The organism is Streptomyces sp. NPDC002580 (genome assembly GCF_042889485.1).
Lineage (GTDB): Bacteria > Actinomycetota > Actinomycetes > Streptomycetales > Streptomycetaceae > Streptomyces.
Genome location: NZ_JBIAQZ010000009.1, coordinates 197,575 through 220,441, shown reverse-complemented (window position 1 = coordinate 220,441; position 22,867 = coordinate 197,575). Strand labels below are relative to the sequence as shown.

Below are 22,867 nucleotides of genomic sequence, written 5' to 3'. Positions count from 1 at the left end.
TGCCGTGACGGCAAGCACCCACCCCGATCACACGGTTCCGGGCGGCGTGATGGACCTTGCTGCAGCAGGACATCCGCGCTGGTCCAGGGATCGGGTCCGGTTACGGTTCGCGGCTCGGGCAGCCTCCAGTTCAGGATGGGAAGTCCGAAGTGCTCGGGGACAGACTCGTTCTCAAGCCGTCTGATCCATTCGCTTGCCAGAGTTGTGATCCACGCGAGGTTGCTCGTTGAGGGTCAAGCGTCCATGCCGCGAGCGCGCAGTGTTCAACCAGCAACTGGATTGCGGTGATCTGGCCCGCCGGTAGCATCCCGCACCGGCGGGCCAGTTGGCCTGTGCCGGAGACCCCGCCCATTTCCTCTGGCGGTGTGGGCGATGAGGGCCATGGCGACGAGGCGTACGTACGCGCTGAACTGGCGATCACGATGTGTTCGAAGCGCGCGCAGGGCCCAGTCGGCCGCCCTGGTCCGACGAAGCCGACCAGGCTTGCCGAGGAGGGGGTCGACGAGCCAGGCGGCAGAGCCGGAAGCCAGATAGAGCCGGGCTGCGCTCTCGAGCTCCTCCGAGCGGAGGCGCGATTGAACTGCCAGCCCGCGGCTCGGACCTGGTGGCAGATGAACATGGCATGCGACATGCTGAGCTACCTCGCTCCCGCAAGGCCATGGCGGCCAGTAGTCCGAGGTAGGGGCACGGCCGGTTCTGCGGCCGAGCGTGGCACATGCCCGAGACCGCGCTGCGTTCCTGTCCCCACGAGGGCTCTGGCGACGCCGGACACCCGCCGATCTCGGAACGCCGAAGCGCCGGTCGAAGGCGTCACCCGCGCCACCGGCCGCCGCCGAGATGACCGTGCAAGCGGCGCTCGACACCCGGTACGTACACCTTCTCGGGGAGGCTGACGGCGGACGGGCCGTACGCGTGGGCCGGTACATGAGCCTCCCAGGGCAGGATGCGCCGGACCTGCTGCTCCGTGCCGTACCGGGTTCCGCCTCGTCCCAGCCTCGATGCGCGCACCTGGCGTGGCTGCGCTTGCCCTGACCCGTGGATCCTTGATCATCTCTGCGGGCCGACACGCCTGACAGCTCACGCCTCACGGGTCCCGCCAGTCTCCTCGGAAATCTCCTGCCAGAGCCTTGCCCCTCCACCCCCATATATCGATACTCATCGTAACGATTCTCGGTGTGGGCGCCGAGGGTCGCGCGAAAACTCCTGCCCTCTTTCAACGGTTCCTCGACAAGCAACTGATCCACTGCGGCTGCTGCGTGCCGGCTTCACGATCCGTTTCCGCCCGGACGAACGATCGCGGCTTCTGTCCGGCTGTCGACTCTGAGCCGGCTCCACATTGCAGACAACAACCGAACAGACTCCTCACGTGAAGGGACACCCGTATGTCCTTCTCGCACCACCCCGTCAACCCGTCCGCGGCGTTCCCTTCGGAGGAGCATCTGACGGCTGACGGTCCGGAACTCGGCAGGCTCCGCCGCCTGGCCGCACGATCGCGGCGACGCTTCGTGATCGCCAACGGAGCCGTATTCGCTCTCGCCCTACTTATCGACTGCTCGTCAGACGGACTTCCGGCGTGGCAGATCGCGGGCACGCTCACTCTCGGCATGGGCCTCGGCCTTCTGCAGGCAGTGCTGCTGCTGGTGACCGCCTGGCGGTACGACCGGTTCTCCACCCAGCGCTGCGACACACGCGCGAAGATCCTGCGGGCCCGCGCAGACACAGCACGAGGGCAAGGCGGCCTCCGCGCGCGGGGCCACAGCCGGCCGGTCGACCCGACGGGATGGACGGGGATGACGTGGTGATGAGCGAGGTCACGCTTCTCGAGGGACCCGGCGCCAGCTTCCTCGGCTCCGGCGCGCAAACGGCCGTTCTAGTCTCGTTTCTGGCGTTCGCTGGACTTTCGCTGCTCCTGTGCGTGCTGGCCGCACCCGAGCGGGACGAGGTCGCCGACTTCTACGCCGCCAATCGATCACTGACGCCGTTTCAGGCCGCCATCGCCCTGGTGGGTGGCTACATATCGGCAGCAACTCTGCTGAGCACCACCGGACTCGTCGCCGTCGTCGGCTATGACGGCCTGGTCCTCGTGCTGAGCACCAGCCTCGCCCTCGGTGTGCTGTTGATACTCGCCGGGCCGCTACGCAATGCCGGTCGCTTCACCATCGGCGACATCCTCGCACTGCGGATGCCCGGGGCAGCGCCGCGGATCGCGGCCGCGGTGGCCACCCTCGCCGTCTCGCTGCCCTTCCTGGTGGTGCAGTTGTCGGGTGTGGGGAGCGCAACCGCCCTGCTCATCGGCTTGGAAAACCCTGGCGCGCAGAAGGCCTGCATCGTCTTCGTCGGCGCACTGATGATCTGCTACCCCGTGCTGGGCGGCATGCGGGGCACCAGCGTCGTGCAGACACTCAAGGTCGTCATCGTCTTCGGCGCGGTGGCCACGGTCGCCGTCCTCGTACTGCACCGCTTCCACTGGAACGTGAACGCACTGCTCGCGGCCGCTGCGCGCGGCAGCGGCCGCCCAGACGTCTATCTGCACTCCGGGCTTCAGCTGGGCCAAGACCCCGCCGGACGGCTCGACTTCTTCGGCACCCAACTGACCGTCGTGCTGGGCCTTGCCGTGATGCCGCACATGATCACGCAGATCAACTCCGTTGCCGACGGCGCGGCCGCGCGCCGTGCCTCCCGGTACGCCCTCACTGCGATCAGCGTCTTCTGCCTGCTCGTAGCGATCGCCGGGCTGGGCGCGGCCGCTCTGGTCGGCGACCGCACCATCACCGCGGTCGACCCGAAGGGCCAGATGTCACTGCTGCTGCTGGCCGGCGGGCTGGAAGGAGGCACCACGAACGCTGCGGGGAGCGCTCTGTTCACAGCTGTGGCGTGCGCGGTGTTCGTCGCGGTCCTCGGAGTGGTCGCCGGTGCCGCGCTCTCGGCGGCCGCTGCACTGGCCCACGACGTGCACGCGCACGCACTACGCCGCGGCCGGCTCACGGAAATGCGCGAGATCCGGTCGGCTCGCTGGTCCGGGACGGGCGTCGGCGTCCTCAGCATCGTCCTCGCCACCCTCTCGCAGGGCTACAACGTGAACTTCCTTTCCTCCCTCGCACTCGCCGTCGCGGCCTCCTCGGTGCTGCCCGCCGTCATTTACACCCTCTTCTGGCAGCGGTACAACCGCACCGGGCTGTTGTGGACCGTCTACGGCGGCCTCGCGACCTCCATCGGACTGAATGTGTTCTCACCGGCGGTCTCCGGCACGCCCTTCGCACTCTTCCCGCACAACGACTTCCACTGGTATCCGATGCAAACTCCTGGTGTGGTGTCGATACCGACGGCTTTCCTTCTCGGCTGGGTGGGCAGCGTCGTTGCACGCGGGCACAGGGCCGACGACGGGCAGGGCGAACCCGGTTACGCGGAAGCGGAGTTCCGGATCCTCACTGGCGCCGGGGGCGACTGAACGGCGGTCCAGACGGAGGAACGCCCTCCGGACTTCGAGCGATCGAGCAGGGGGGTTCCGTCTGGCGACGGGCGGAACGGTCTGCCCATCCTCGACGGCCTGGACGAACTTCCCGAAAGCCTGCGCAACCAAGCCTTGCACTCCATCAACCAGGTACTACCGACCAGGCAGCCGCTCGTGCTCTCCAGCCGGGCCGCCGAACACCGCAAGGCCCTGACCACAGCGGCGGGGACCGCCATGCTCCTCAACGGAGCCGCAGGCATCCGCCTCCTCCCGTTGGCCCCGCAAAAGCGTCCGCCTACTTGGAACACGATGCCGGAGGACGACGGGCTACTGCAGCGTGCGCCCTGCCGCTACGGCTGCAGCTAGTACTGCAACGTTTGCTCGTCAAGGAGCGGCGTCAATGGGGGTCCCCCTGCTCGAACGAAGCCGAGAGCTCGGGAGCGTGCTCTGGGGGTACCCCCTGTTCGAAGAGCTCGGGGGAGTGCCGGCCGGAAGTCCTCGTACTGGATGTACTTGGGCTTTCGGCCGGTGCAGCGAGAGGGCGTGCCGGGCGTCACGACGCGGCAAACGTTGCCTGTCGCGGCACTAACGTCACCTCCGGTCGGCCGCTTGACCTGTCACTGAGCCATGAGATGTCTCCGTACACACGGTCGAGCAGTGGGGACCTCGCTCCCCGGAAAGTCGCGGAGTCGTGACGCCGAGTAGCTCATCGTGCGTGATACGACGGTACGGAGCCGCGTCAACGAGACGTACTTCAGATGGCTCCTGGTACTGAGGAGACGATGAACGTGCCAGCCACACCCAGCGGGCCGTCCGCCCCGGCGCCGCCCGATCCGCTCGCACTGATCCGCTCGCGCGGGTACGCCGTGCTGCTGGTCATGACAGCGCTTCTCGGTATTCCGATCTCGGCGGCAGCGTTCGGCTTCCTCGCACTCGTCTCCGAACTGCAGTCGCTGACCTACAACGATCTACCCAGAGGGCTCGGCTTTGCCGAGACGCCGTCGTGGTGGCCGATCCCGTTGCTCGCCGTGGCCGGACTGCTGGTGGCACTGACGATCCGGTACCTGCCGGGTGAGGGCGGCCACAAGCCGGCCGAGGGCCTGGTCACCAAGGGAGCGCCCTTGGCGGCGGAACTTCCCGGCATCGCACTTGCCGCAGTGACCTCCCTCGCAGCCGGGGCGGTGATCGGGCCTGAGGCGCCGCTCATCGCGCTCGGCGGCGGCCTGGCAGTGTTCGCAGTGCGGGCCGTGAAGCGTGACATCCAACCGAGCGCCATCACTGTGCTCGGGGCCGCGGGGAGTTTTGCGGCCATGAGCACACTGCTCGGCTCGCCGCTGCTCGGGGCCTTCCTGCTGATGGAGGCGGCCGGCCTCGGTGGCGTAATGATGGGGGCCGTCCTGGTGCCGGGTCTGCTTGCGGCCGGCGTCGGCGCGCTGATCTTCACCGGACTGGATTCGTGGACAGGCCTGGGGACCTACTCCCTGGTTCTCGGCCAGGTACCGCATGCCGACCGCCCCGACGTCGCCGGTTTCGGATGGGCACTCGTCATCGGCGTGGCTTCAGCCGTCCTTGGCGCAGGAATCCACAGGTCGGCCCTCTTCCTGCAGGGCCGAGTCGAGCGGCGGCGCGTGGTGGCAACGACGCTGACCGGTGCGCTTGTGGGAGTGGCCGCACTGGTGTACGCCGAGTGGACGGGCGAGAAGGCCTCCGACGTGCTGTACTCCGGCCAGGACGCGCTCGGCCCACTGCTGGCCGGCCAGGCCGGCTACACGGCCGGCGCCCTAGTGGTACTGGTGGTCTGCAAAGCCGCCGCCTACAGCCTCTCCCTCAGCGCCTTCCGTGGTGGACCGGTCTTTCCGTCGATGTTCCTGGGAGCGGCGGGTGGGCTGGCGCTGGCTCATCTGCCTGGACTGGACGTAACGTCCGGCTTCGCGATGGGCGTCGGAGCAATGTGCGTGGCGATGCTGAAGCTACCGATGACTGCGGTTCTGCTGGCCACTCTGCTGCTCGGAATGCAGGGCCTCACTGTGATGCCGCTCGTGATTGTCGCGGTCGTGGTCTCCTACGTCCTCACGCTGCGGCTCGCCCCCGCCCCCACCCCCGCGGACCCCATCCCGGCGAGGAAGCCCGCGCCATGAAAAGGGAAGGCGTGCTCCAGCGGAGTGGCAGGGCTTCGTCGTAGTCGGCTGACATCCGTTTTGTGATCATGCGAGACCGAGAAACGCGAGAGGGCGGCGGGCTCTCCGTTCTCCAGGGAGACGACTTGCGCGGTGCCCGGCTCCATCTTCGTAGACGTCTCGACGTCTACGCGGCGCATCCGGCGAGCGCCTGCGACCGTGAGGACAGTCTCCAGGTCCGCATCGACGACATCTCGTCCGGGCTGACTTCAGCGTGAGTATCACAGGCCTCACGCTGAAGGACGAAGCAGCGAGCAGCGCTGCTGCCGCGGACGCCTGAGACTCGACACGACTCGGGACTCCCTGCGACCAGAATCCGCACCTCCGCGTCTCCGTACGCACGACCATCAAGCAGGAGACACGAACGCGCAGCACGCCCGAACCTCACCAGCCCTGAGAAAATAGCAGGTCAGCCGCCTCGGACAGGCTGCAAGCCAGGCCCGCTGCCCTCCGGTCCGCGCCCTCGGTACGGTGCCGACCATCCCGCTTTTGTGCCGACCAAAAAGCTTCGTCACACACTGTGACCAAGCTCGGTAGTTGGCACCATGCGACGTTCGCAACCTGCGCTGATGCCAACTGGCTTCAGCAACCAGAGGTCCGGAATCAGCGAGATAGTTGGCACTTTGGTACAGCGCAGGTCACAAGGGGTGCCGCCCTCCACTCGTGAGGCTGAGCGTAGGTATGTCCCCTCCACAGGTGGCCGAGGACAAGCGCATCGGCTCCGTCACCGACCCCGTTCAGTGACCGGAGGCTATCCACTCCTCCAGATGGGGAGCTTCCGCCCGGACGCTCGTATCGCTGCCGTGCCCGGTGCGGACCTGTGTGCCGGGTGGCAGGGTGAGGAGTCGGTCGCGGATCGAGCGGACGATGGTGGGAAAGTCCGAGTACGAGCGCCCAGTGGCTCCGGGACCGCCCGCGAACAGAGTGTCGCCGGTGAATACGGTGCCGAGCGTCGAGGCGTACAGGCAGATCGATCCCGGTGTGTGGCCGGGGGTGTGTATCACCCGCAACTCCGTTCCCGCAACGTCGATGCGCTGTTCATGGGACAGATAGCCGTCAGGGCTGTGCTCGGGATGGGTGTGCTTCCACAGCAGTCGGTCGTCGAGGTGCAGGAGGATGGGAGCTCCGGTGGCTTCGGCGAGCGCCGGGGCCGCGTTGATGTGGTCGTTGTGGGCGTGGGTGCACACGATGGCGGTCAGGCGCCGGTCGCCTATGGCTGCCTCGATGGCATCGGCGTCGTGGGCAGCGTCGATCACGATCGCCTCGTGGTCGTCACCGACGATCCAGACGTTGTTCTCGACGTCCCAGAGGCCGCCGTCCAGGCTGAAGGTGCCTGAGGTTGTGAGGCGTTCGACGCGGACCCCGGTCATCAGAAGATCACCACCGAGCGGAGGACATCGCCCTTGTGCATGCGGGCGAAGGCGTCTTCGACCTCGTCCAAGGTGATCGTCTCGGTGACGAAGGAGTCGAGGTCCAGGCGGCCTTGGAGGTAGAGGTCGATGAGCATGGGGAAGTCGCGGGACGGGAGGCAGTCGCCGTACCAGGAGGACTTGAGCGTGCCGCCTCGTCCGAAGACGTCCAGTAGCGGCAGGTCGAGTTGCATGTCGGGGGTGGGGACGCCCACGAGGACGACGGTGCCGGCCAGGTCACGGGCGTAGAACGCCTGTCGGTAGGTCTCCGGCCGCCCGACGGCTTCGATGACGATGTCGGCGCCGAATCCGCTGGTCAGCTCGCGGATCGTCTCGACCGGGTCGGTGTCGCGCGCGTTCACTGTGTCCGTGGCGCCCATCGTCCGGGCTGTCTCGAGCTTGAGGTCGTCGATGTCCACGGCGATGATCTTCGCGGCGCCGGCCAGCCGGGCGCCGACGACGGCTGCGTTACCGACGCCTCCGCAGCCGATGACAGCGACGGTGTCGCCTCGGCCTACTCCTCCTGTGTTGATCGCCGCACCGATGCCTGCCATGACCCCGCAGCCGAGCAGGCCGGCAGCGGCTGGTGAGGCGGCCGGATCGACCTTCGTGCACTGGCCGACGGCGACGAGGGTCTTTTCGGCGAAGGCGCCGATGCCGAGGGCGGGTGACAGTTCGGTGCCGTCGGTGAGGGTCATCTTCTGGCGCGCGTTGTGCGTATCGAAGCAGTACTGCGGGCGTCCGCGTCGGCATGCGCGGCAACGGCCGCAGACCGCCCGCCAGTTCAGGACGACGAAGTCGCCCGGCGCCACGTCGGTGACTCCGGTGCCGACCGCCTCCACGATGCCCGCCGCCTCGTGTCCGAGAAGGAACGGGAAGTCATCGTTGATGCCGCCTTCGCGGTAGTGCAGGTCGGTGTGGCAGACGCCGCAGGCCTGCACTCTTACCACCGCCTCGTCCGGCCCTGGATCGGGCACGACGATCGTCTCGACGCGCACCGGCTCGCCTTTGCTGCGGGCGACGACGCCGCGTACGTGCTGAGGCATGGATGGATCCTCTCGACTGTCTGTCTGTGTGGGAGGTGATGCTCGGGTTTACGACGGACGGTGGTCAGCTCACGGGGCGCACGCGTACGGGGAGCTCTGCGAAGGAGCGCAGGGTGTTGTTGAGGTGCCGGCGCGGTTCGCCTGCGAGCTCGACGCGTTCCACCCGTCGAGCCAGGGCCGTGAGGAGTGCTTCGGCTTCCAGGCGGGCTACGTGCTGGCCTACGCATTGGTGGATGCCCATGCCGAAGCCGACGTGTCCGGATGGATCGCGGGTGAGGTCGAAGCGGTCCGGGTCGTTCCAGCGGGCCGGGTCACGGTTCGCCGCGCCGAGGAACATGAGGATCTTGGATCCCTCGGGGATGAGGGATCCCGCGATCTCGACGTCGGTCGTGGCGGTGCGGAAGAAGGTCTGGACGGGTGACTGCCAGCGCACCGCCTCATCGAACGCCACGCGGGCCAGTTCGGGGCGTTCGCGGAGCCGCTGCCATTCGTCAGGGTGGCTGGCGAGGGCGTAGAGGGTGGCGGCCAGGCCATGCACTGTCGTGTCGACGCCGGCGGTGAGAAGGGAGCGTACGACCAGCGGTGCCTGCTCGTGGGTGAGGTCGCCGCGGTCGGCAGCGGCCCAGATGCGGGCGCCGAATCCGTCGTCGGTGAGGGCTTGGCGGGCGCACTGGGCGTTCACCCAGGCGGACAGGTCGGCGGCTCTGGGAGCGTCTGCCTGCACGAGGGCGTTGACGGGGCCGAAGGCATTGAAAGCCACGTTGCCGTAGGGCAGGAGGTTGTCGCGGCCGTCGGGTCCCAGTCCCACGGCGTCCGGGAAGACGCGCAGCGGGAATGCTTTGGCCAGCGCTTCAAACGCGTCGAAGTCGGTTCCCTGGGTGTCCAGGACGGTGTCGACGAGGTCGTCGGCTATCGGCTGCCATGCCGCACGCAGTCGGCGCAGTGCTGGTGGGGCGAGTATCTCGCGCAGGACGCGGCGCGGTGCGTCGTGGTGCGGTGGGTCGGCCTCCAGCAGCAGGCTCGGAGGCCGCCAGGGCTTCGCATGGCGGAAGTTGGCCAGTCCCACGCCGGCGGCGGACTGGAACGTCTGCCAGTCGACGAGGGCCGCGTGCACTTCGCGGTATCGGGCGAGTGCGTAGACGTCGTAGCGGGACAGCCGCACGACGGGACCTGCTTCCCGGAGGGCGTGGTGCAGGGGTTCGGGCGTCGTGAGGTGTTCGGTGGCGAACGGGTCGGCGTCGCTCGTGGGCGGTTCGACGGCGACGGCGGGTGCTTCGGTCATGGCGGCTCCAGCGAATGCGGCTCGGGAAGGGGCGGGTCGTGGCTCAGAGGTCCAGGACCAGGCGGGCCGAGCGGGAACGTGAGACGCAGGGCAGCATGCAGTCGTTGGCGGCGCGTTCGTGTTCGGCCAGCACCGAGTCCCGGTGGTCCGGGGTGCCTTCCACGACCGGGGTGAGGCAGGTGCCGCAGGTGCCGTGCTCGCAGGAAGACAAGACGTCCGCACCTGCCCGCCGCACGGCTTGGAGGACGGTGACGTCGGGGGTGACACGGTCACCGCCCGCCCGCTGCGGCGCAGTTCGACCTCGAAGGGCCCGTGGTGCACCGGCTCTGTCAGGGCCTTGGCTGTGAATCGCTCGGTCCGCAGGCTGTACGCGGGCCAATGGGAACACGCTGTCTCAACGGCAGTGAGCAAGGGCCCAGGTCCGCAGCAGTACACCTTGGTTCCCTCATCCGGTTCGCTCAGCCAGGCCTCCAGGTCGAGGAGTCCGACCTCGTCTTGGGGGCTGATGTGGACTCGGTCGTCCCAGGAGGATGTGAGTTCCTCCAGGAAGGCCATGGACGCTCGGCTGCGGCCTCCGTACAGCAGTTGCCAGTCGGCTCCGGTCACGTCGGCTTGGTGGATCATCGGCAGCAGAGGCGTGATGCCGATGCCGCCCGCGATGAACAGGTAGCGCTCGGCGGGCGCCAGGGGGAAGTGGTTGCGCGGCCCTCCGACTTCCACGAGGTTCCCGGGCATGAGCTGATCGTGGATGTAGGCGGAGCCGCCCCTGCCGGGGGCTTCGCGGAGGACCGCGATGCGGTAGGCGCGCGGGTCCCATCGGTCGCCGCACAGGGAGTACTGGCGAGTCGCACCGGTCGGGAGAATGAGGTCGATGTGCGAGCCGGGCGTCCAGTCCGGTAGCCGTGTGCCCTCGGGATGCGCGAGGGTGAGTGACACGACGCCGTCGGCGACAGGTTCCTTGTCCTGTACCCGCAACGTCACGGTGGAGAGGTTCTGCTGCAGCGGAGCGGTGGGCAGCAGGTTGTGTACGACCACGTTGTCGCCTCCCGTCTGTGGAATGCAGGAAGCATGCGCGCGGGCACCGTCGGACCGCGACGGCATTCTCGTTCAGTGAGAGACCAACTTCGCGGAGATGTCATGCGGCCGTCGCATCGCCGTCATATGCCTACGAAGCGTCCTGTGTCCCGCGTCCGGCCAGCGCGCGGGAGATGCCTCGGGCGGCGGTCCGTACGACGGGGACAACGGCCTGGGCACCGGCCTCATTGGGCACGATGACCGACAGCGCCGCGATCACCGTGCCGTCCGCACCGCGGACGGGCGCGGCTACGCCGAGGGCCTCCGCGTGGACGTAGCCGGGGCAGTACGCGTAACCCTGCTGCCGGATCTCGGCAAGAACCGCGCGCAGCTGTGCCGGTGTGGCTGGTGTGACCGGTGTGTACGCGATCAACGGGCTGTCCAGGATCCTTTGTTTGAGGTCACTGGGGCCGTGGGCGAGGAGCACCAGACCGCTGGAGGAGGCGTACAGAGGAAGGCGCCCGGCGATCCGGGTGTAGTTGATCACCGCGTGTGGTGCGGAGAGCCGTTCGAGGAAGAGCACGTCGTCGCCGTCGAGGACGCCGATCTGCACGTGGTGACCGACGACGTCGTGGACGCCTTCCATGAACGGCATTGCATGATCGCGCAGGGAGAGAGTGGGGGAAGCACGCGTTACCAGCTCCCACAGCCGCACGCCGATGCGTACTTTGCGGTCGGAGTCCCGGCTCAGGAAACCGTGCGCCACGAGCTCGGCCACGAGGCGAGAGACCGTGGCCACGTGCAGGCCGGTTCGACGGGCGATCTCGGAGACCGTCAGCGCTGGCTCGTCCTGGCTGAACGCTTCGAGAATGCGAGCTGCCCTGGACAGCACCGACTCCTGATGAGGTGTGTTCATGGCGAACCGTTCTGGTGGTCTCCCGGTCGGGGGTGTCCGTTTCTGCGTCTACTCGTACGCACGGTCCATGGCAGCCAGTGCGTGAGCGATGTCCGTGGTGCCTGCGAAGAGTGCATGCACCTGCTCGAAGTGTGTCTGCTGCACCTCTGAGTTGGGCCAACGCTGATCCATGAACGGTACCGTCGTTCCGTCCTTCTGCCGCCGTGCCACCTCCGCGACGGCGGGATCGACGGAGAAGGAGTTGTTGGGCAGAGCAGGCAGCGTCGCTCCGGACCGGTTGTACAGGTTCTGGCCCCGTTCTGATCCCAGGAAGTCCACGAACGCCAGTGCCGCTTTGCGGTGGGGGGTCTTGGCGTTGAGCCCGTAGGCGGCGGAGACGGCGCCAGGTATCCGGGTTTCGTTCGGCTGATCCGTGGCGGGCAGGACCGTCATCCGAAAGTGCATGTCCGGGGCCGCGGAACGCAGAGTGGCAAGAGTGCTGGCGACCTGGACCACCCCCACTGCTTTCCCGTCGGCCACTTGGTCGAGGGCGTTCTCGTAGCTGGTTTTGAGCGGAGCGGGACTGAAGCAGCCACGATCGCGCATCTCCAGGTACTTGGTCATGGCTTGGCGCCATCCCGACCGAGCGAAGGTCTCCTTTCCGGACTCCATCTGCGTGTCGAAGTCGGGGTCGTGGGCGTACACCGTGGTGGCTACCAGTGCGTAGTCGACGAGCTGGGTGACCCATGGGGTCTGGTTGCCCAGCGCGAAGAGCACCTTCCCGTGCCGGCGGGCGGTTTCGCACAGGGCGAGGAGGCCGCTGTAGGTGGTGGGCCGGGTTCCGCCGATGGCTTTGAGCGTTTCCGCCGAGTAGATCGCGCCGATGGCGCTGAAGGTGACAGGTACCAGGTACGTACCGACGCCACCGTCGGTGACCGGTCGCATGCTGTCCGGGATCCGGCCGGCGAAGAAGCGCAGGCTGAGTACTTCCAGGAAGTCGTCCTCTTTCAAGGCCAGGACGGAGGCAGGGTTGCCGCTGCCGGGCCAGACGGTGAAGACATCCGGCGCGTTGCCTGCTCGAAGCTGCTGCGGAAGCTCCTTTTGCAGGGTGTTGGTGTCGGCGTAGCTGACGCTGACGTGGATGCTGGGATGGCTTCGGTGGAAGGCCGCGACGACGGCCTGCATCGAAGCCTTGTCGGTGATGTTGGCCCTGACGGACACCTCGGTGTCCGAGGTGTCACTGCCGACTCCGATGGCGGAGCAGCTGGTCAAGAGTGCCATGCTCAACGTCAGGGATGCGGCGAAGCGAAAGGGTCTCGGTCTGCAGGACACGGGCGGGCTCCATGCGGTTGTGGAGGCGGAGGTTCGATGAGCCGGAATGACGAAGGCGCGTCACGCCGTGGCGAGAAGGCGGACAGCGTGACGCGCCGGCTGGGATTGCGGTCAGCTGATGGGCACGGTTCGCTGCGCGGTCAGGTCGCGGGAACTGTGCGCTGTGGCGAAGGTGTACGTGCCAGGGACAAGCGCCCAGGCGCCTGCCTTCCAGATGGTGAGGTTGTCCAAGGGAATGGTGACCGTGAGCCGCTGGGAGCCAGCCGGGGCCAGGGTGAGTTTGCGGAACGCGACGAGCCGCTTCGGCTCAGCGGCTGCGGCGCTCGGCAGTGCGGCATAGACCTGCACGAGTTCCGTGCCCTTGCGTGAGCTGGTGTTGGTGACGGTCACGCCCACCGTCACTGTCTTGGCGCTCTTGTCGTAGGTGGCCTCGAGCGAGCCGTGCGCGAAGGTGGCGTACGAGAGGCCGTGGCCGAAGGGGAAGCGTGGCTGCTGCCCCTTGCTGTCGTAGTAGCGGTAGCCGATGGCGATGCCCTCGTCGTAGGAGACGGCTCCGTGGCTGCCGGGGTAGGTCGCGGGTGTGGTGCCCGGCCCTTGGGTGGCGTCGGCGGGAAAGGTGACGGGCAGGCGGCCGGAGGGGTCGCTGTCTCCGAAGAGGACCGCGGCCAGCGCCGTGCCCATGCCGCGGCCTCCGTACCAGGCTTGGAGCACGGCCTCGACGTCGCCGAGCCAGGGCATGGCCACGGGACCGTCGGTGTTGAGGACGACCGTGGTGCGCGGGTTGACCGCTGCCACGGCGGCGATGAGCTGTTCCTGATCACCGGGCAGACCGAGTGCCAGGTGGTCCATGTCCTCTCCGGCGACCCGGTTGCCGAAGACGACGGCGGCATCCGCGGCGCGCGCCGCGTCGACTGCGGCGGGTATCAGGGAATCGGGCTGCCAGCCCAGCGTGAGCCCGCAGGTACCGGCGTCGGTGGTGGCGTTGGTGTAAATCACCTCGATGGTGACGGCCTTTCCGGCGGTCAGCGCGGCGGTGCCCTGGAGGGGGTAGTCGTAGGGGCCGAGGAAGAATCGGCGGCTGTGCCGGGCGCCGGTGGCGACCGTGGTGCCGTTGATCTTCAAGGTGGCGGTTCCCGCGGCGAGCAGGGAGAAGCGGTGCAAGCCCGTGGTCGCTGGAACCAGGGTGCCGGTCCACTTCGCGGACCACACGTCGGGCAGGTTGTCCACGGGAGCGGAGGTGAAGTCGATACCAGTGTCCGTGCGGGTGGTGAGCGGGGTGCCGGAGGCATCTGCTCCCGAGTAGTAGGTGGCGGACAGGCCCGGGCTCCCGGCGCCGTTGCGCAGCACGGTGGAGGGCACTGCGGTCAGGGGGAGATCTCCCTTGGTGCCCTGTGCGTGCGTGACGGTGACGGCGCTGCCCGCGCGGGCGCGGATGGCGTCCAGAGGGGTCGTCCATGATCCCGGATCGACGTAGGTGGAGCCGCCCACGCCGGTGAAGACGTCGGTGCCGGCCGGGCCGATGACGGCCAGGGATTTCAGGGTGGTCGGCAACGGCAGTGCGGCGGAGCGGTTGGCCAGAAGCACCAGGGAGGCGACGGCGCTCTCGTGGGCGAGGTCCTGGTGGTCCTGGGTGCTGACGTCGGCCGCCGGAGTGGGCACGGGATGGTCGAAGAGGCCGTTCGCGTACATCGTGACCAGGATGCGTCGGGCTGCGTCGTCCAGCCGAGTGCTCGGTATCGCACCGCCGGTGAGTCCTCCGGCGGGGATCTTGACCGCGTAGGGGCCGAGTCCGGCGAGGTCCATGCCGGCTCGCGCGGCGGCGACTTGGCCGTCTCCCGCCCAGAAGTCCGGCACGGTGTAGCCCTGCAGTCCGATGGTCTTCTTCACGTCGTCGAAGAGGGCGGGGCTCTGTGTCGCGAAGGTCCCGTTGATCTTGGGGTAGGCCATCATGACCGAAGTGGTCGGAGCGGCTGTGACAACGCGGCGGAACGGCGCTTCGTACAGTTCGTGCAGCGCGCGGTCGGAGACCTTGGTGTCTGTGGAGAAGCGGTTGGTCTCTTGCGTGTAGGCGGCGAAGTGCTTGACCGTGGCTGCGACGTTCTGGCTCTGTATGCCGGTGGTGAGAGCCGCGCCCAACTGGCCGGCCAGCAAGGGGTCCTCGCCCATGCCTTCGGACTGCCGGCCGGAATGCCAGGTCCGGGTGAGGTCGATGGTGGGGCCGAGGAGGTTGTTGTAGCCCTTGGCCCGGCCCTCCGCGCCGATCGCCGTGCCGATGCGTGCCGCCAGGTTGGCGTCGAAGGTCGCCGCCTGCGCGACCGGAACCGGAAATGCGGTCACGCCCTGCTCGCCGCGCAGACCGGCCGAGGCATCCACCATGGTCAGAGCCGGAATACCGAGGTGGGCGACAGTCGCGAAGTCGCACCGGACGAGCGCTTCCTTCTCGGCTGCTGTCATGCGGGCGAGCATCGCGTCCGCCTGGTCCTGCGGTGTCGCGGAGGGCGCTGCGGCGGCCGCGTCGGTCATCAGGGGAGCCATGCTCAGCCCTATTGCGGTGAGGGTAGCGGCAGACAGAAATGTTCTTCTTTTCACGGCGGCTCTCCGAAGGGGGGACGGATATACGCACACAGAAAAAGAGGGGGCCAGCCGATTGGGTCAGGTTCACGGCCGGCCCCGGTTCGGGGAAGGGAGACGGATCCCTGCGATGTTCCCAGAATCGCCTGCTTGCCTACCGAGTCCCGCGGCAGCAGTAGCGACGATGGAGTGGGGATTTCTGTGTTGCGTACGCTTGTTGAACGGACAAACTAGAGGGCCCGCACAGAAGGGTCAACCCTTTTGGCAACCACGCAACAGAAATGTCACTGACCAGCGCATTTAACGCTCAAATTGAAATGCGCATGTGAAATTTCAATTTGAAACGAACGACCGACACGAGTCACCATAAGTCTTATCGATGGACGCCATCGACCAGGCGAATGGTGAAGCCTCAATGAATTTCAAAGAGAAACAGTCCGGCGCCGCAAGCGGCGCCGGACTGTTTGGAATCGATGAATGTCTTTCAGGCTGTTTCCTGCAGGAGTTCCCAGGAGTCGAGGTCATGCTTCCCTGGCCCGACGTGGACTGGCGGACACCCTGGTAGCCGCACGACGCCCGAGCAGCCGTCTGGCACGACGACATGGACGTGCATCCGGCCTTCGGCGGTCGTCTCCCACGACAATGCCGCAGCGCCGTAGGGCGTTTCGTGGCGTGTCCGCGCCCAGGTGATACCGCCGCCGGGCCGCGGCTGGAAGACGAGCTGCCGGTAGCCGGGCCTGGCCTCGGCTATGCCTCCGACGACGCGGTGGAGCCAGTCGGCGACGGCTCCAAGGGCGTAGTGGTTGAAGGAGGTCATTCCGCCGGGATTGAGGGTGCCGTCGGGGCGAAGGCTGTCCCAGCGCTCCCAGATGGTGGTCGCGCCTTGCGTGACCGGATAGAGCCAGGATGGGCATTCGGTCTGGGTCAGCAGGCGGTAGGCGACGTCGAGGTGGCCGGTGTCTGTGAGAGCGTCACAGATCACCGGCGTCCCCACGAATCCCGTGGCGATTCGGGCTTCATCGGCGAGGACCAGCTCTGCCAGCCGTGCGCCGGCTGCGCGGCGTTGCGGCTCGGTGAGGAGGTCGAAGGCGATACCGAGCGCGTAGGCGGTGGGGCTGTCGCTGGTCATGTGGCCATCAGGCAGTACGTGCCGACGGCGGAAGGCGACCGCTACCTCTTCGGCCAGTGCGGCGTATCGCTCGGTGTCCTGCTTCATGCCCAGTTCGGCTGCAGCCAGGGACAGGTGACGGGCAGAATGCGCGAAGTAGGCCGTGGCCACCAGGTAGCGGTCTGTGCAACCTGCTGCCGGGTCATCCGGCGGAGCGGCGGGGTCGAGCCAGTCACCCAGCTGGAATCCGGTGTCCCAGAGGCGAGCGGGGCCGGCAAGTCGTTCGACGAGGTCCACCCATGCCTTGGCCATGGCGTAGTTGCGGCTCAGGATCTGAAGGTCGCCGAAGCGCCGGTACAGGGTCCAGGGGGTGAGCGTGGCGACGTCTCCCCAGGCGGCGCCGGGCTGGATCGGTGTCCACATCGGCTTGCCGGGGATGACGGGAACGTACCAGGGGATGGTGCCGTCGGGAAGCTGCTCAAGCTCGACGTCGGTGAGCCACGAGTCCAGCATGCCGGCGCAGTCGTAGAGGAAGCTCGCGGTGGGGGCGAAGACCTGAAGGTCGCCCGTCCAACCTAGGCGTTCGTCGCGCTGGGGACAGTCGGTGGGGATGTCGACGAAATTGCCGCGCATGCTCCATACGACATTTTCGTGGAGCCGGTTGATCAGCGGATCGCTGCATTCGAACCAGCCCGTACGGCGCATGTCTGTGTGATAGACACGGGCCGTCACCGACTCCTGGGTCAACTCTCCTGGCCAGCCGCTGATTTCGGCGTAGCGGAAGCCGTGCAGGGTGAACCGGGGCTCCCACGTGTACGGACCATGCCCGGAAAGAATCAGGGTGTCGGTGGAGTACGCCTCGCGCAGGGGCTGGGTGGCCAGTTCTCCGTCCTGGAGCACTTCGGCGTGGCGGATGGTGATGGTGGTGCCGGCGGGTCCGTCGGCGGTGAGGCGGAGCCGGCCGACGAGGTTCTGGCCGAAGTCGAGAAGGTGTCGGCCGTCGGCGGTTCGTGTGATGGCGGTGGGGGCCATCTCCTGGGTGCAGCGAACGGGTGGGCCCTGGGGGGCGACGAGTGTGCGCGGGTTCCGGTTGCCGAGCCGTACGGGGGTCCACTCATCGTGCCGCTCAGGCGTGATGGTCGCCCAATGGGGGTCGTCGAGCCGGGCGTCGAAGTGCTCGCCCTCATAGAGGCCGCTGCTGGCGATGGGGCCGGTGGCCGCCGTCCAGGTGGCGTCCGTGGCGATCACCGCCGTGGTGCCGTCGTCGTAGGTCACTTCCAACTGAGCGATGAGAGCTTGGTCATTGCCGTAGATGTTTCGGGTACCGCCGTCGAATCCGTATTTGCCGCGGTACCAGCCATCACCGAGCCAGGCTCCGATCACGTTGGCGCCGGTGCCGAGGTGGGCGGTGACGTCGTGGGTGCGGTAGCGCAGGCGGTGGGGGTAGACCGTCCAGCCTGGGGCGAGGATCTCGCTGCCCACCCGGAGTCCGTTGATCTCCACCTCGTACAGGCCGTGCGCGGTGACGTAGAGACGGGCTCGGGTGATCGGGCGATCGAGGTGGAAGTCTTTGCGGACCCGGGCCGGACGGCGTTCGGCAGCGGGATCCTCGGTCCATCCGCAGCCGACGGGGATGGCACGCCAGTCCGCTGGATCGAGCAGGCCGGCTTCCACAACACTGGGCTCGCTCCAGGCGGAAGGAGCCACGGCTCCATCCGTCCAGACCCGAACTCGGACGATCACGTTCTCACGTGAGGTCAGCGGTTCATCGGGCCAGGGCACCAGTACCTGGTCGCTGCCTTCGATCCGACCGGTGCCGCGCTGACGGCCGGCCCGTTCGAGCCGGACCTCGTACGCCTGCTGGCTGCCGGAGCCGGGGGGAAGCTTCCAGGTCAGTCGCGGGGTGGCCGTACCGATGCCGAGGCCGTCCGGGAGGTGTTCGAAGGAGACCGGGGCGGGTTGGGGGGTCGACAAGGGGAACCTTTCTTCACGTGCGGGAGCGGGCGGGCTTCGGAGGTCAGCCCTTGAGCGCTCCGGAAGTGAGGCCCTTCATGACCTTCTGGTTGAGGAAGAGGTAGATCAGGAGGGTGCCGAAAACGTTGAGACAGATGGCGGCGAACAGGGGGCCGTACTGGGTGGCACCGAAGTCGCCGGTGAAGTTGAGCAGGCCGACCTGGACGGTGCGCAGGTCCTGGCTGTTGGTGAAGGTGAGGGCGATCAGCAGGTCGTTCCAGATGAAGAAGAACTCGACCAGGCCGACGGTCAGGAGTGCGTTGCGGACCATCGGGACGCTGATGGTCCAAAAGGAGCGCAGGATCCCGGCGCCGTCGATCGTGGCGGCCTCGAAGAGTTCACGGGGAACGGACTTGTAGTAGGTGGCCATCATGAAGACGGTCAGGGGCAGGCCGGTGCCGGTGTAGGTGAGAATCAGCGGCCACAGAGTGCCGGACAGGCCGGTCTGGAAGTACACCGTGAACAGGGGAAGCAGGATCATCTGCGGTGGCACCATCATGCCGGCCAGGAAGACCAGCAGGGTCAGGTTGCGTCCCTTCCACACCATGACCTGGAGTGCGAAGCCGGCAGCCGCTCCCAGCAGCAGGATCAGGGCCAGCGCCGGGACGACGGCGAGCAGGCTGTTGCGGACATAGAGGCCGATGTGGCCCGTGGTCCACGCTTCGGTGTAGTTGCCCCACTCCCACGTGGTGGGCAGGCTCCAGGTGGAGTGGTTGAGGTAGTCGTCGTTGGACTTCAGTGAGGTCAGGAACATCCAGACGAGCGGGTAGATCTCGACGACCAGCAGCAGGGTGACGACGATCTTCACCCACACCTTGCTGAGCTGGACGCGCCGCCGGGGCCGTCCGGAGGCGGCGGACGGTTCGCGGTTTGCCCGATGTGCGGTGGCCTTCACAGGGGTGTCGATGGCCATGGTTGTCAGCTTTCCGTGAGGTCGCGCCGTGAGACGCGGAAGACGACCAGGCTCACCAGCAGGCACACCACGGTGAGCAGCACGGCGATGGTGCTGCCGTAGCCGTAGTCGCCGTAGGAGAACGACGTCTGGAACATGTACAGGGTCAGTGGCGTCGTGCTGTTGCCCGGGCCGCCGTTGGTGAGCGCGACGATGGAGTCGAAGGCTTTCAGCGTCCCGTTGATGCTGAAGATCAGAGATGACATGAGCACGGGCAGGGACAGCGGCAGCACGATGTGGCGTACCAGTCGCAGACCGGTCGCTCCGTCGAGGCGGGCGGACTCGAGGACTTCCTCGGGGATGTCGACGAGACCGGCGAAGAGCAGTACGGCGTAGAAGCCCATGGAACGCCAGATGTCCATGACGATGAGGACCCAGAAGGCGCTCGAGGAGCTTCCGAAGAAGTCGATGGAGTCGATGCCCACCGCGTTCAGCAGCGAGTTGACGGGGCCGGTCTGCGGAGCGACCTGGAAGAACTTCTGGAAGAGCAGGCCGACGGCGACCGTGGGCAGCACGACCGGGAAGAACACGAGGGTTCGCACGAGCGCGGAGGCGCGCTTGAGGAAGAAGACGTAGAGCAGGGCCAGGAGGTAGCCCGCGACCACCTGGCCGGCGGTGACGACGACGGCGTACTTGAGGGTGAACCACAAAGCCTGGCGGACGGCCGGATCATCGAGAAGGCGGGAGAAGTTGGCGACATCGTTGCCGGTGAAGCCGTCGATGGAGTTGCCCTTGGTGAAGGAGTAGCCGAGCGACCACACCATTGGGACGAGCATGATCAGGGAATAGACGACAAGCGCGGGACCGAGCAGGATCGCGACGGCCCTGCGGTCACCGAGTACGCGGTGCATGAGTGGTATCCACTTCGATGACGATGAGGAGTTGTGCCCAGTGGGCGCCGGGGCGGCGCGCTGTTGGCGCGTGCGGCGTCAGGCACGCCGCCCCGGTCGGCTCACTGAGCGGGCAGCGCGTCCTGGACGGTCTGCATGAACTGCTTGGGGCTCATGCTTCCGCTGACCAGGCCCGCTGCGTTGGTCTGGCTGACCGTGGTGGCCTTGGTGCCGAACAGGGCCTCGAACCACAGCACGTTCTGCTTGGAGGCGCTGATGGTGTCGCGTACCTGGGTGGTGACCTCGTTGGCGTCGGTGACCGGGGTGTTGACCTTGAAGCCGGAGATCGAGCCGTGGTCCTTGAGGGCCTTGCTGCCGTAGTTCTTGGCGATGCAGGAGACCCAGGCGCCGGTGTTCTTGTCGAAGGACTTGGCGCCCAGGGTGATGCCGAGGCCGACGTTGGACGGGTACTGGTCGATGGAGCCCTTGCCGCCGGACACGGCGGGGAAGGGCATGAAGCCGACGTTGCCCGCGCCGATCTTGTCCTGCTTGGCGTCCGCGATGTTCGCCAGCGCCCAGCTGCCCATGTAGAACATGGCGGCCTTGCCCGTGAGGAACTGGTTCATGGCGGTGTCGTAGTCGATGGAGCCGACGCCCTTGCCGAAGTAGCCCTTCTTGCCGAGTGCGGCGATCTCGGTGGCGGCCTTGACGTACTGCGGGTCGGTCAGCTTGGCCTTGCCGTCGGCGACGTCCTTGAGTGCGTCCGGGCCAAGACTGCGGTAGAGGTAGCCGCTGATGAGGCGGGTGAGCGGCCAGCCCTGCTGCCCGGAGGCGGAGAAGGGCTGGATGCCCTTGGCCTGGAGCTTGGCGGCTGAAGCGACCAGCTGGTCCCAGGTCCCGGGGACCTTCAGGCCGTTGGCCTCGAAGATCTTCTTGTTGTAGAAGACGCCCTCGATGTTGTACTCGTACGGCAGGACCTCCAGCTTGCCGCCGTACAGCGCCTTGATCGTCGACACGGCGGCCGGCTCCAGCTGGTCGCCGACTCCCAGCTCCTTCAGCTTGGCTTCCAGGTCGGCGATCTTCCCCGACTTGGCGAGCTTCTGGGTGAGCGCGGGGGCGTTGCCCGCAGCGAACTGCACCGGCAGGGCGCCCTGCCCGGCCAGCAGCTGCAGCTTCTGGTCGAGGCTTGCCTGGGGAACGGTCTCCACCTTCAGAGGCAGCGCGTCGTTCGCGGACTTGCACGAACCCTCGGAAAGGCTGGTCAGGGCCGTCTTGACGGTGGTGTTCTCGGTGACACTGAGGTAGCTGAAGTTCTTCGGCGCCGCCGCGGTGCCACTCCCGCTGCCGCCGCATGCGGTGGCGAGCAGCGCCATTGAGGCCGCGCCGGCCGTGAACAGGCTCAGACGTGTGCGCCGAGCGCGGATCGTGCGAAGGGACACGGGTGACTCCCAGAGGTTGGAGAAGAAGCGAGATGTGAGGCGGAAGGCGCGAGGACGGCGCCGAGAGCGACAGGCGGCCGCGCCGCGGTGGAGTTCGTAAAACGTTCTCCATATCGAGTGGGCAATACCCTGCACCTGTCACCCGACTCCGTCAAGACACGGAGCTGTAACACCAGGGATTTCAGTAAGAGACTTGACGCCGGGCGTGTGACATCCTGTAAACCGTTACACCAACGACCACGAGAACCGGAGTGCGGGCGATGGACGGCGCTGCAGAACCCAGGCAGAACAAGCGCGTGACGATCACCGATGTCGCCCGGCACGCAGGCGTGTCCACCGCGGCCGTGTCCAAGGTGCTCAACAACGCCTACGGGGTGAGCCCGGCCATGCACGAGAAGGTGCAGGCCGCGATCACCGCGCTCAACTACCGCCCACACGCGGCCGCCCGTGGCATGCGCGGGCGGACCTACACGATCGGTGTCCTGCTGGACAACGTCCGCAACGCCTTCTTCGCCGACATCCTGGACGGCATCCGGGATGAGCTGCGCCATTCCGATTACACCGTGCTGATCGGAGCGGCCGGGTTCGACGGCCAGGACCAGGCACGCACCATCCGTTCCATGGTGGACCGCCAGATGGACGGCCTGATCCTCATCGCGCCGAGCACGCCTCGCCCGGAGGTCCTCGCCACCGCTGCGTCGACGCCCACGGTCGTGATCGGCCATGACGACGCCGCGGACAGCCACGACTCGGTCGTGGACGCGGACGATGTCGGCGCCGGCCTGGTGGTGGACCATCTGGTCTCCCTCGGCCACCGCGACATCGCCCTTGTCTCGGCGTCCGGAGCCAAGACGGGCCAGTGGAAGAGGACACCCGAGATCGTGCTCGCCTCCGGCTACATGGAGGCCATGCAGCGGCATGGTCTCGCCGACCACGCCCAGGTGCACCATGCCGCGTACTCCGACGACGGTGGTTTCAAGGCCGGCATGACCTTGTTGACCGCGGAACGCGCCCCCACGGCCATCATGACCGGTGCAGACGTCGCGGCCCTGGGCATCTACCGCGCCGCCCACGAACTCGGCCTGCGCATCCCCGAGGATCTTTCCCTCGTCGGCTACAACAACACGGCCCTCGCGGCCCTGGCCCCTGTCCAGCTGACCAGCGTCGACCAGGCCGGACACACCATGGGCTCGACAGCCGCGCGCCTTCTCATCGAGCGAGTCGAAGGCCGCCGAGACCGGGCGATCCGCACCACCATGACCCCGCGTCTGGTCGTGCGGAAGAGCACGGCAACGCCAGGAGGCCGGTAGACCGTGGAACGGACGATGCCCACCGTGCCCGCGGTCCG

The 22,867-nt window shown here is 67.3% G+C and carries 16 protein-coding genes and 1 pseudogene; 5 read left to right on the top strand and 12 right to left on the bottom strand.

Annotated elements, in window-relative coordinates; translation table 11 throughout:
• Positions 1-810 precede the first annotated feature (810 nt).
• Positions 811-1,008: a hypothetical protein gene (locus tag ACFYW7_RS27035; RefSeq protein WP_389506820.1), complete on the bottom strand. Its 198-nt coding sequence runs from the start codon at positions 1,006-1,008 to the stop codon at positions 811-813.
• Positions 1,009-1,382: 374 nt separating this feature from the next.
• On the opposite strand from ACFYW7_RS27035, the gene ACFYW7_RS27030 reads away from it, so the two are divergent.
• From ACFYW7_RS27030 to ACFYW7_RS27015, 4 genes are all read left to right on the top strand, one after another.
• Positions 1,383-1,802, top strand: coding sequence for a hypothetical protein (locus ACFYW7_RS27030; RefSeq protein WP_389506818.1), 420 nt, complete (start codon positions 1,383-1,385; stop codon positions 1,800-1,802).
• The gene (locus ACFYW7_RS27025; protein WP_389506815.1) at positions 1,802-3,448 is read left to right on the top strand and encodes a cation acetate symporter; all 1,647 of its coding nucleotides are present in this window, start codon (positions 1,802-1,804) and stop codon (positions 3,446-3,448) included. Before ACFYW7_RS27030 ends, ACFYW7_RS27025 begins: the two co-directional genes overlap by 1 nt.
• A gap of 791 nt (positions 3,449-4,239) precedes the next feature.
• A complete protein-coding gene (locus ACFYW7_RS27020; protein ID WP_389507236.1) occupies positions 4,240-5,589 on the top strand; it encodes a chloride channel protein in 1,350 nt (449 codons plus the stop codon).
• A 68-nt stretch (positions 5,590-5,657) separates the two neighbouring features.
• Positions 5,658-5,846, top strand: a complete 189-nt coding sequence (locus ACFYW7_RS27015; RefSeq protein WP_389506812.1) for a hypothetical protein — start codon at positions 5,658-5,660, stop codon at positions 5,844-5,846.
• Positions 5,847-6,365: 519 nt separating this feature from the next.
• On the opposite strand, the gene ACFYW7_RS27010 is transcribed toward ACFYW7_RS27015, so the two are convergent.
• The 11 genes and pseudogenes from ACFYW7_RS27010 to ACFYW7_RS26960 form a co-directional block, all read right to left on the bottom strand.
• Positions 6,366-6,998 carry an MBL fold metallo-hydrolase gene (locus ACFYW7_RS27010; protein ID WP_389506810.1) on the bottom strand — a complete coding sequence of 211 codons (633 nt, stop codon included), beginning with the start codon at positions 6,996-6,998 and terminating at the stop codon, positions 6,366-6,368.
• On the bottom strand, positions 6,998-8,083 hold the full coding sequence (locus ACFYW7_RS27005; RefSeq protein ID WP_389506808.1) for an S-(hydroxymethyl)mycothiol dehydrogenase: 1,086 nt from the start codon (positions 8,081-8,083) through the stop codon (positions 6,998-7,000). The genes ACFYW7_RS27010 and ACFYW7_RS27005 overlap by 1 nt, the downstream gene beginning before the upstream one ends.
• A gap of 64 nt (positions 8,084-8,147) precedes the next feature.
• The gene (locus ACFYW7_RS27000; RefSeq protein WP_389506806.1) at positions 8,148-9,365 is read right to left on the bottom strand and encodes a cytochrome P450; all 1,218 of its coding nucleotides are present in this window, start codon (positions 9,363-9,365) and stop codon (positions 8,148-8,150) included.
• A gap of 43 nt (positions 9,366-9,408) precedes the next feature.
• A pseudogene (locus ACFYW7_RS26995) lies at positions 9,409-10,367 on the bottom strand (PDR/VanB family oxidoreductase).
• Between the two features lie 163 nt (positions 10,368-10,530).
• Positions 10,531-11,295, bottom strand: a complete 765-nt coding sequence (locus ACFYW7_RS26990; RefSeq protein ID WP_389506804.1) for an IclR family transcriptional regulator — start codon at positions 11,293-11,295, stop codon at positions 10,531-10,533.
• Positions 11,296-11,343: 48 nt separating this feature from the next.
• On the bottom strand, positions 11,344-12,546 hold the full coding sequence (locus tag ACFYW7_RS26985) for an ABC transporter substrate-binding protein (RefSeq protein ID WP_389506802.1): 1,203 nt from the start codon (positions 12,544-12,546) through the stop codon (positions 11,344-11,346).
• Positions 12,547-12,717: 171 nt separating this feature from the next.
• Entirely contained in the window at positions 12,718-15,141 is a 2,424-nt protein-coding gene (locus ACFYW7_RS26980) for a glycoside hydrolase family 3 C-terminal domain-containing protein (RefSeq protein ID WP_389506800.1), read from the bottom strand.
• Between the two features lie 520 nt (positions 15,142-15,661).
• A complete protein-coding gene (locus ACFYW7_RS26975; protein ID WP_389506798.1) occupies positions 15,662-17,992 on the bottom strand; it encodes a family 78 glycoside hydrolase catalytic domain in 2,331 nt (776 codons plus the stop codon).
• 310 nt (positions 17,993-18,302) lie between these two features.
• A complete protein-coding gene (locus ACFYW7_RS26970) occupies positions 18,303-19,211 on the bottom strand; it encodes a carbohydrate ABC transporter permease (protein ID WP_389506796.1) in 909 nt (302 codons plus the stop codon).
• A 5-nt stretch (positions 19,212-19,216) separates the two neighbouring features.
• Positions 19,217-20,101 (bottom strand): carbohydrate ABC transporter permease, encoded by an 885-nt coding sequence (locus ACFYW7_RS26965; RefSeq protein ID WP_389506794.1) that lies wholly within the window; start codon positions 20,099-20,101, stop codon positions 19,217-19,219.
• Between the two features lie 101 nt (positions 20,102-20,202).
• A complete protein-coding gene (locus tag ACFYW7_RS26960) occupies positions 20,203-21,519 on the bottom strand; it encodes an ABC transporter substrate-binding protein (protein WP_389506792.1) in 1,317 nt (438 codons plus the stop codon).
• A 296-nt stretch (positions 21,520-21,815) separates the two neighbouring features.
• Between ACFYW7_RS26960 and ACFYW7_RS26955 the strand changes: the two genes are divergently transcribed.
• On the top strand, positions 21,816-22,829 hold the full coding sequence (locus tag ACFYW7_RS26955) for a LacI family DNA-binding transcriptional regulator (protein ID WP_389154008.1): 1,014 nt from the start codon (positions 21,816-21,818) through the stop codon (positions 22,827-22,829).
• The last annotated feature ends 38 nt before the right edge of the window (positions 22,830-22,867 follow it).

Bases quoted from the DNA above. Each gene is read 5' to 3' on its own strand.
- ACFYW7_RS27030 (WP_389506818.1), top strand. From the start codon at position 1,383: ATGTCCTTCTCGCACCACCCCGTCAACCCGTCCGCGGCGTTCCCTTCG.
- ACFYW7_RS27025 (WP_389506815.1), top strand. From the start codon at position 1,802: ATGAGCGAGGTCACGCTTCTCGAGGGACCCGGCGCCAGCTTCCTCGGC.
- ACFYW7_RS27015 (WP_389506812.1), top strand. From the start codon at position 5,658: ATGCGAGACCGAGAAACGCGAGAGGGCGGCGGGCTCTCCGTTCTCCAG.
- ACFYW7_RS27010 (WP_389506810.1), bottom strand. From the start codon at position 6,998: ATGACCGGGGTCCGCGTCGAACGCCTCACAACCTCAGGCACCTTCAGC.
- ACFYW7_RS27005 (WP_389506808.1), bottom strand. From the start codon at position 8,083: ATGCCTCAGCACGTACGCGGCGTCGTCGCCCGCAGCAAAGGCGAGCCG.
- ACFYW7_RS27000 (WP_389506806.1), bottom strand. From the start codon at position 9,365: ATGACCGAAGCACCCGCCGTCGCCGTCGAACCGCCCACGAGCGACGCC.
- ACFYW7_RS26990 (WP_389506804.1), bottom strand. From the start codon at position 11,295: ATGAACACACCTCATCAGGAGTCGGTGCTGTCCAGGGCAGCTCGCATT.
- ACFYW7_RS26980 (WP_389506800.1), bottom strand. From the start codon at position 15,141: ATGGCTCCCCTGATGACCGACGCGGCCGCCGCAGCGCCCTCCGCGACA.
- ACFYW7_RS26970 (WP_389506796.1), bottom strand. From the start codon at position 19,211: ATGGCCATCGACACCCCTGTGAAGGCCACCGCACATCGGGCAAACCGC.
- ACFYW7_RS26965 (WP_389506794.1), bottom strand. From the start codon at position 20,101: ATGCACCGCGTACTCGGTGACCGCAGGGCCGTCGCGATCCTGCTCGGT.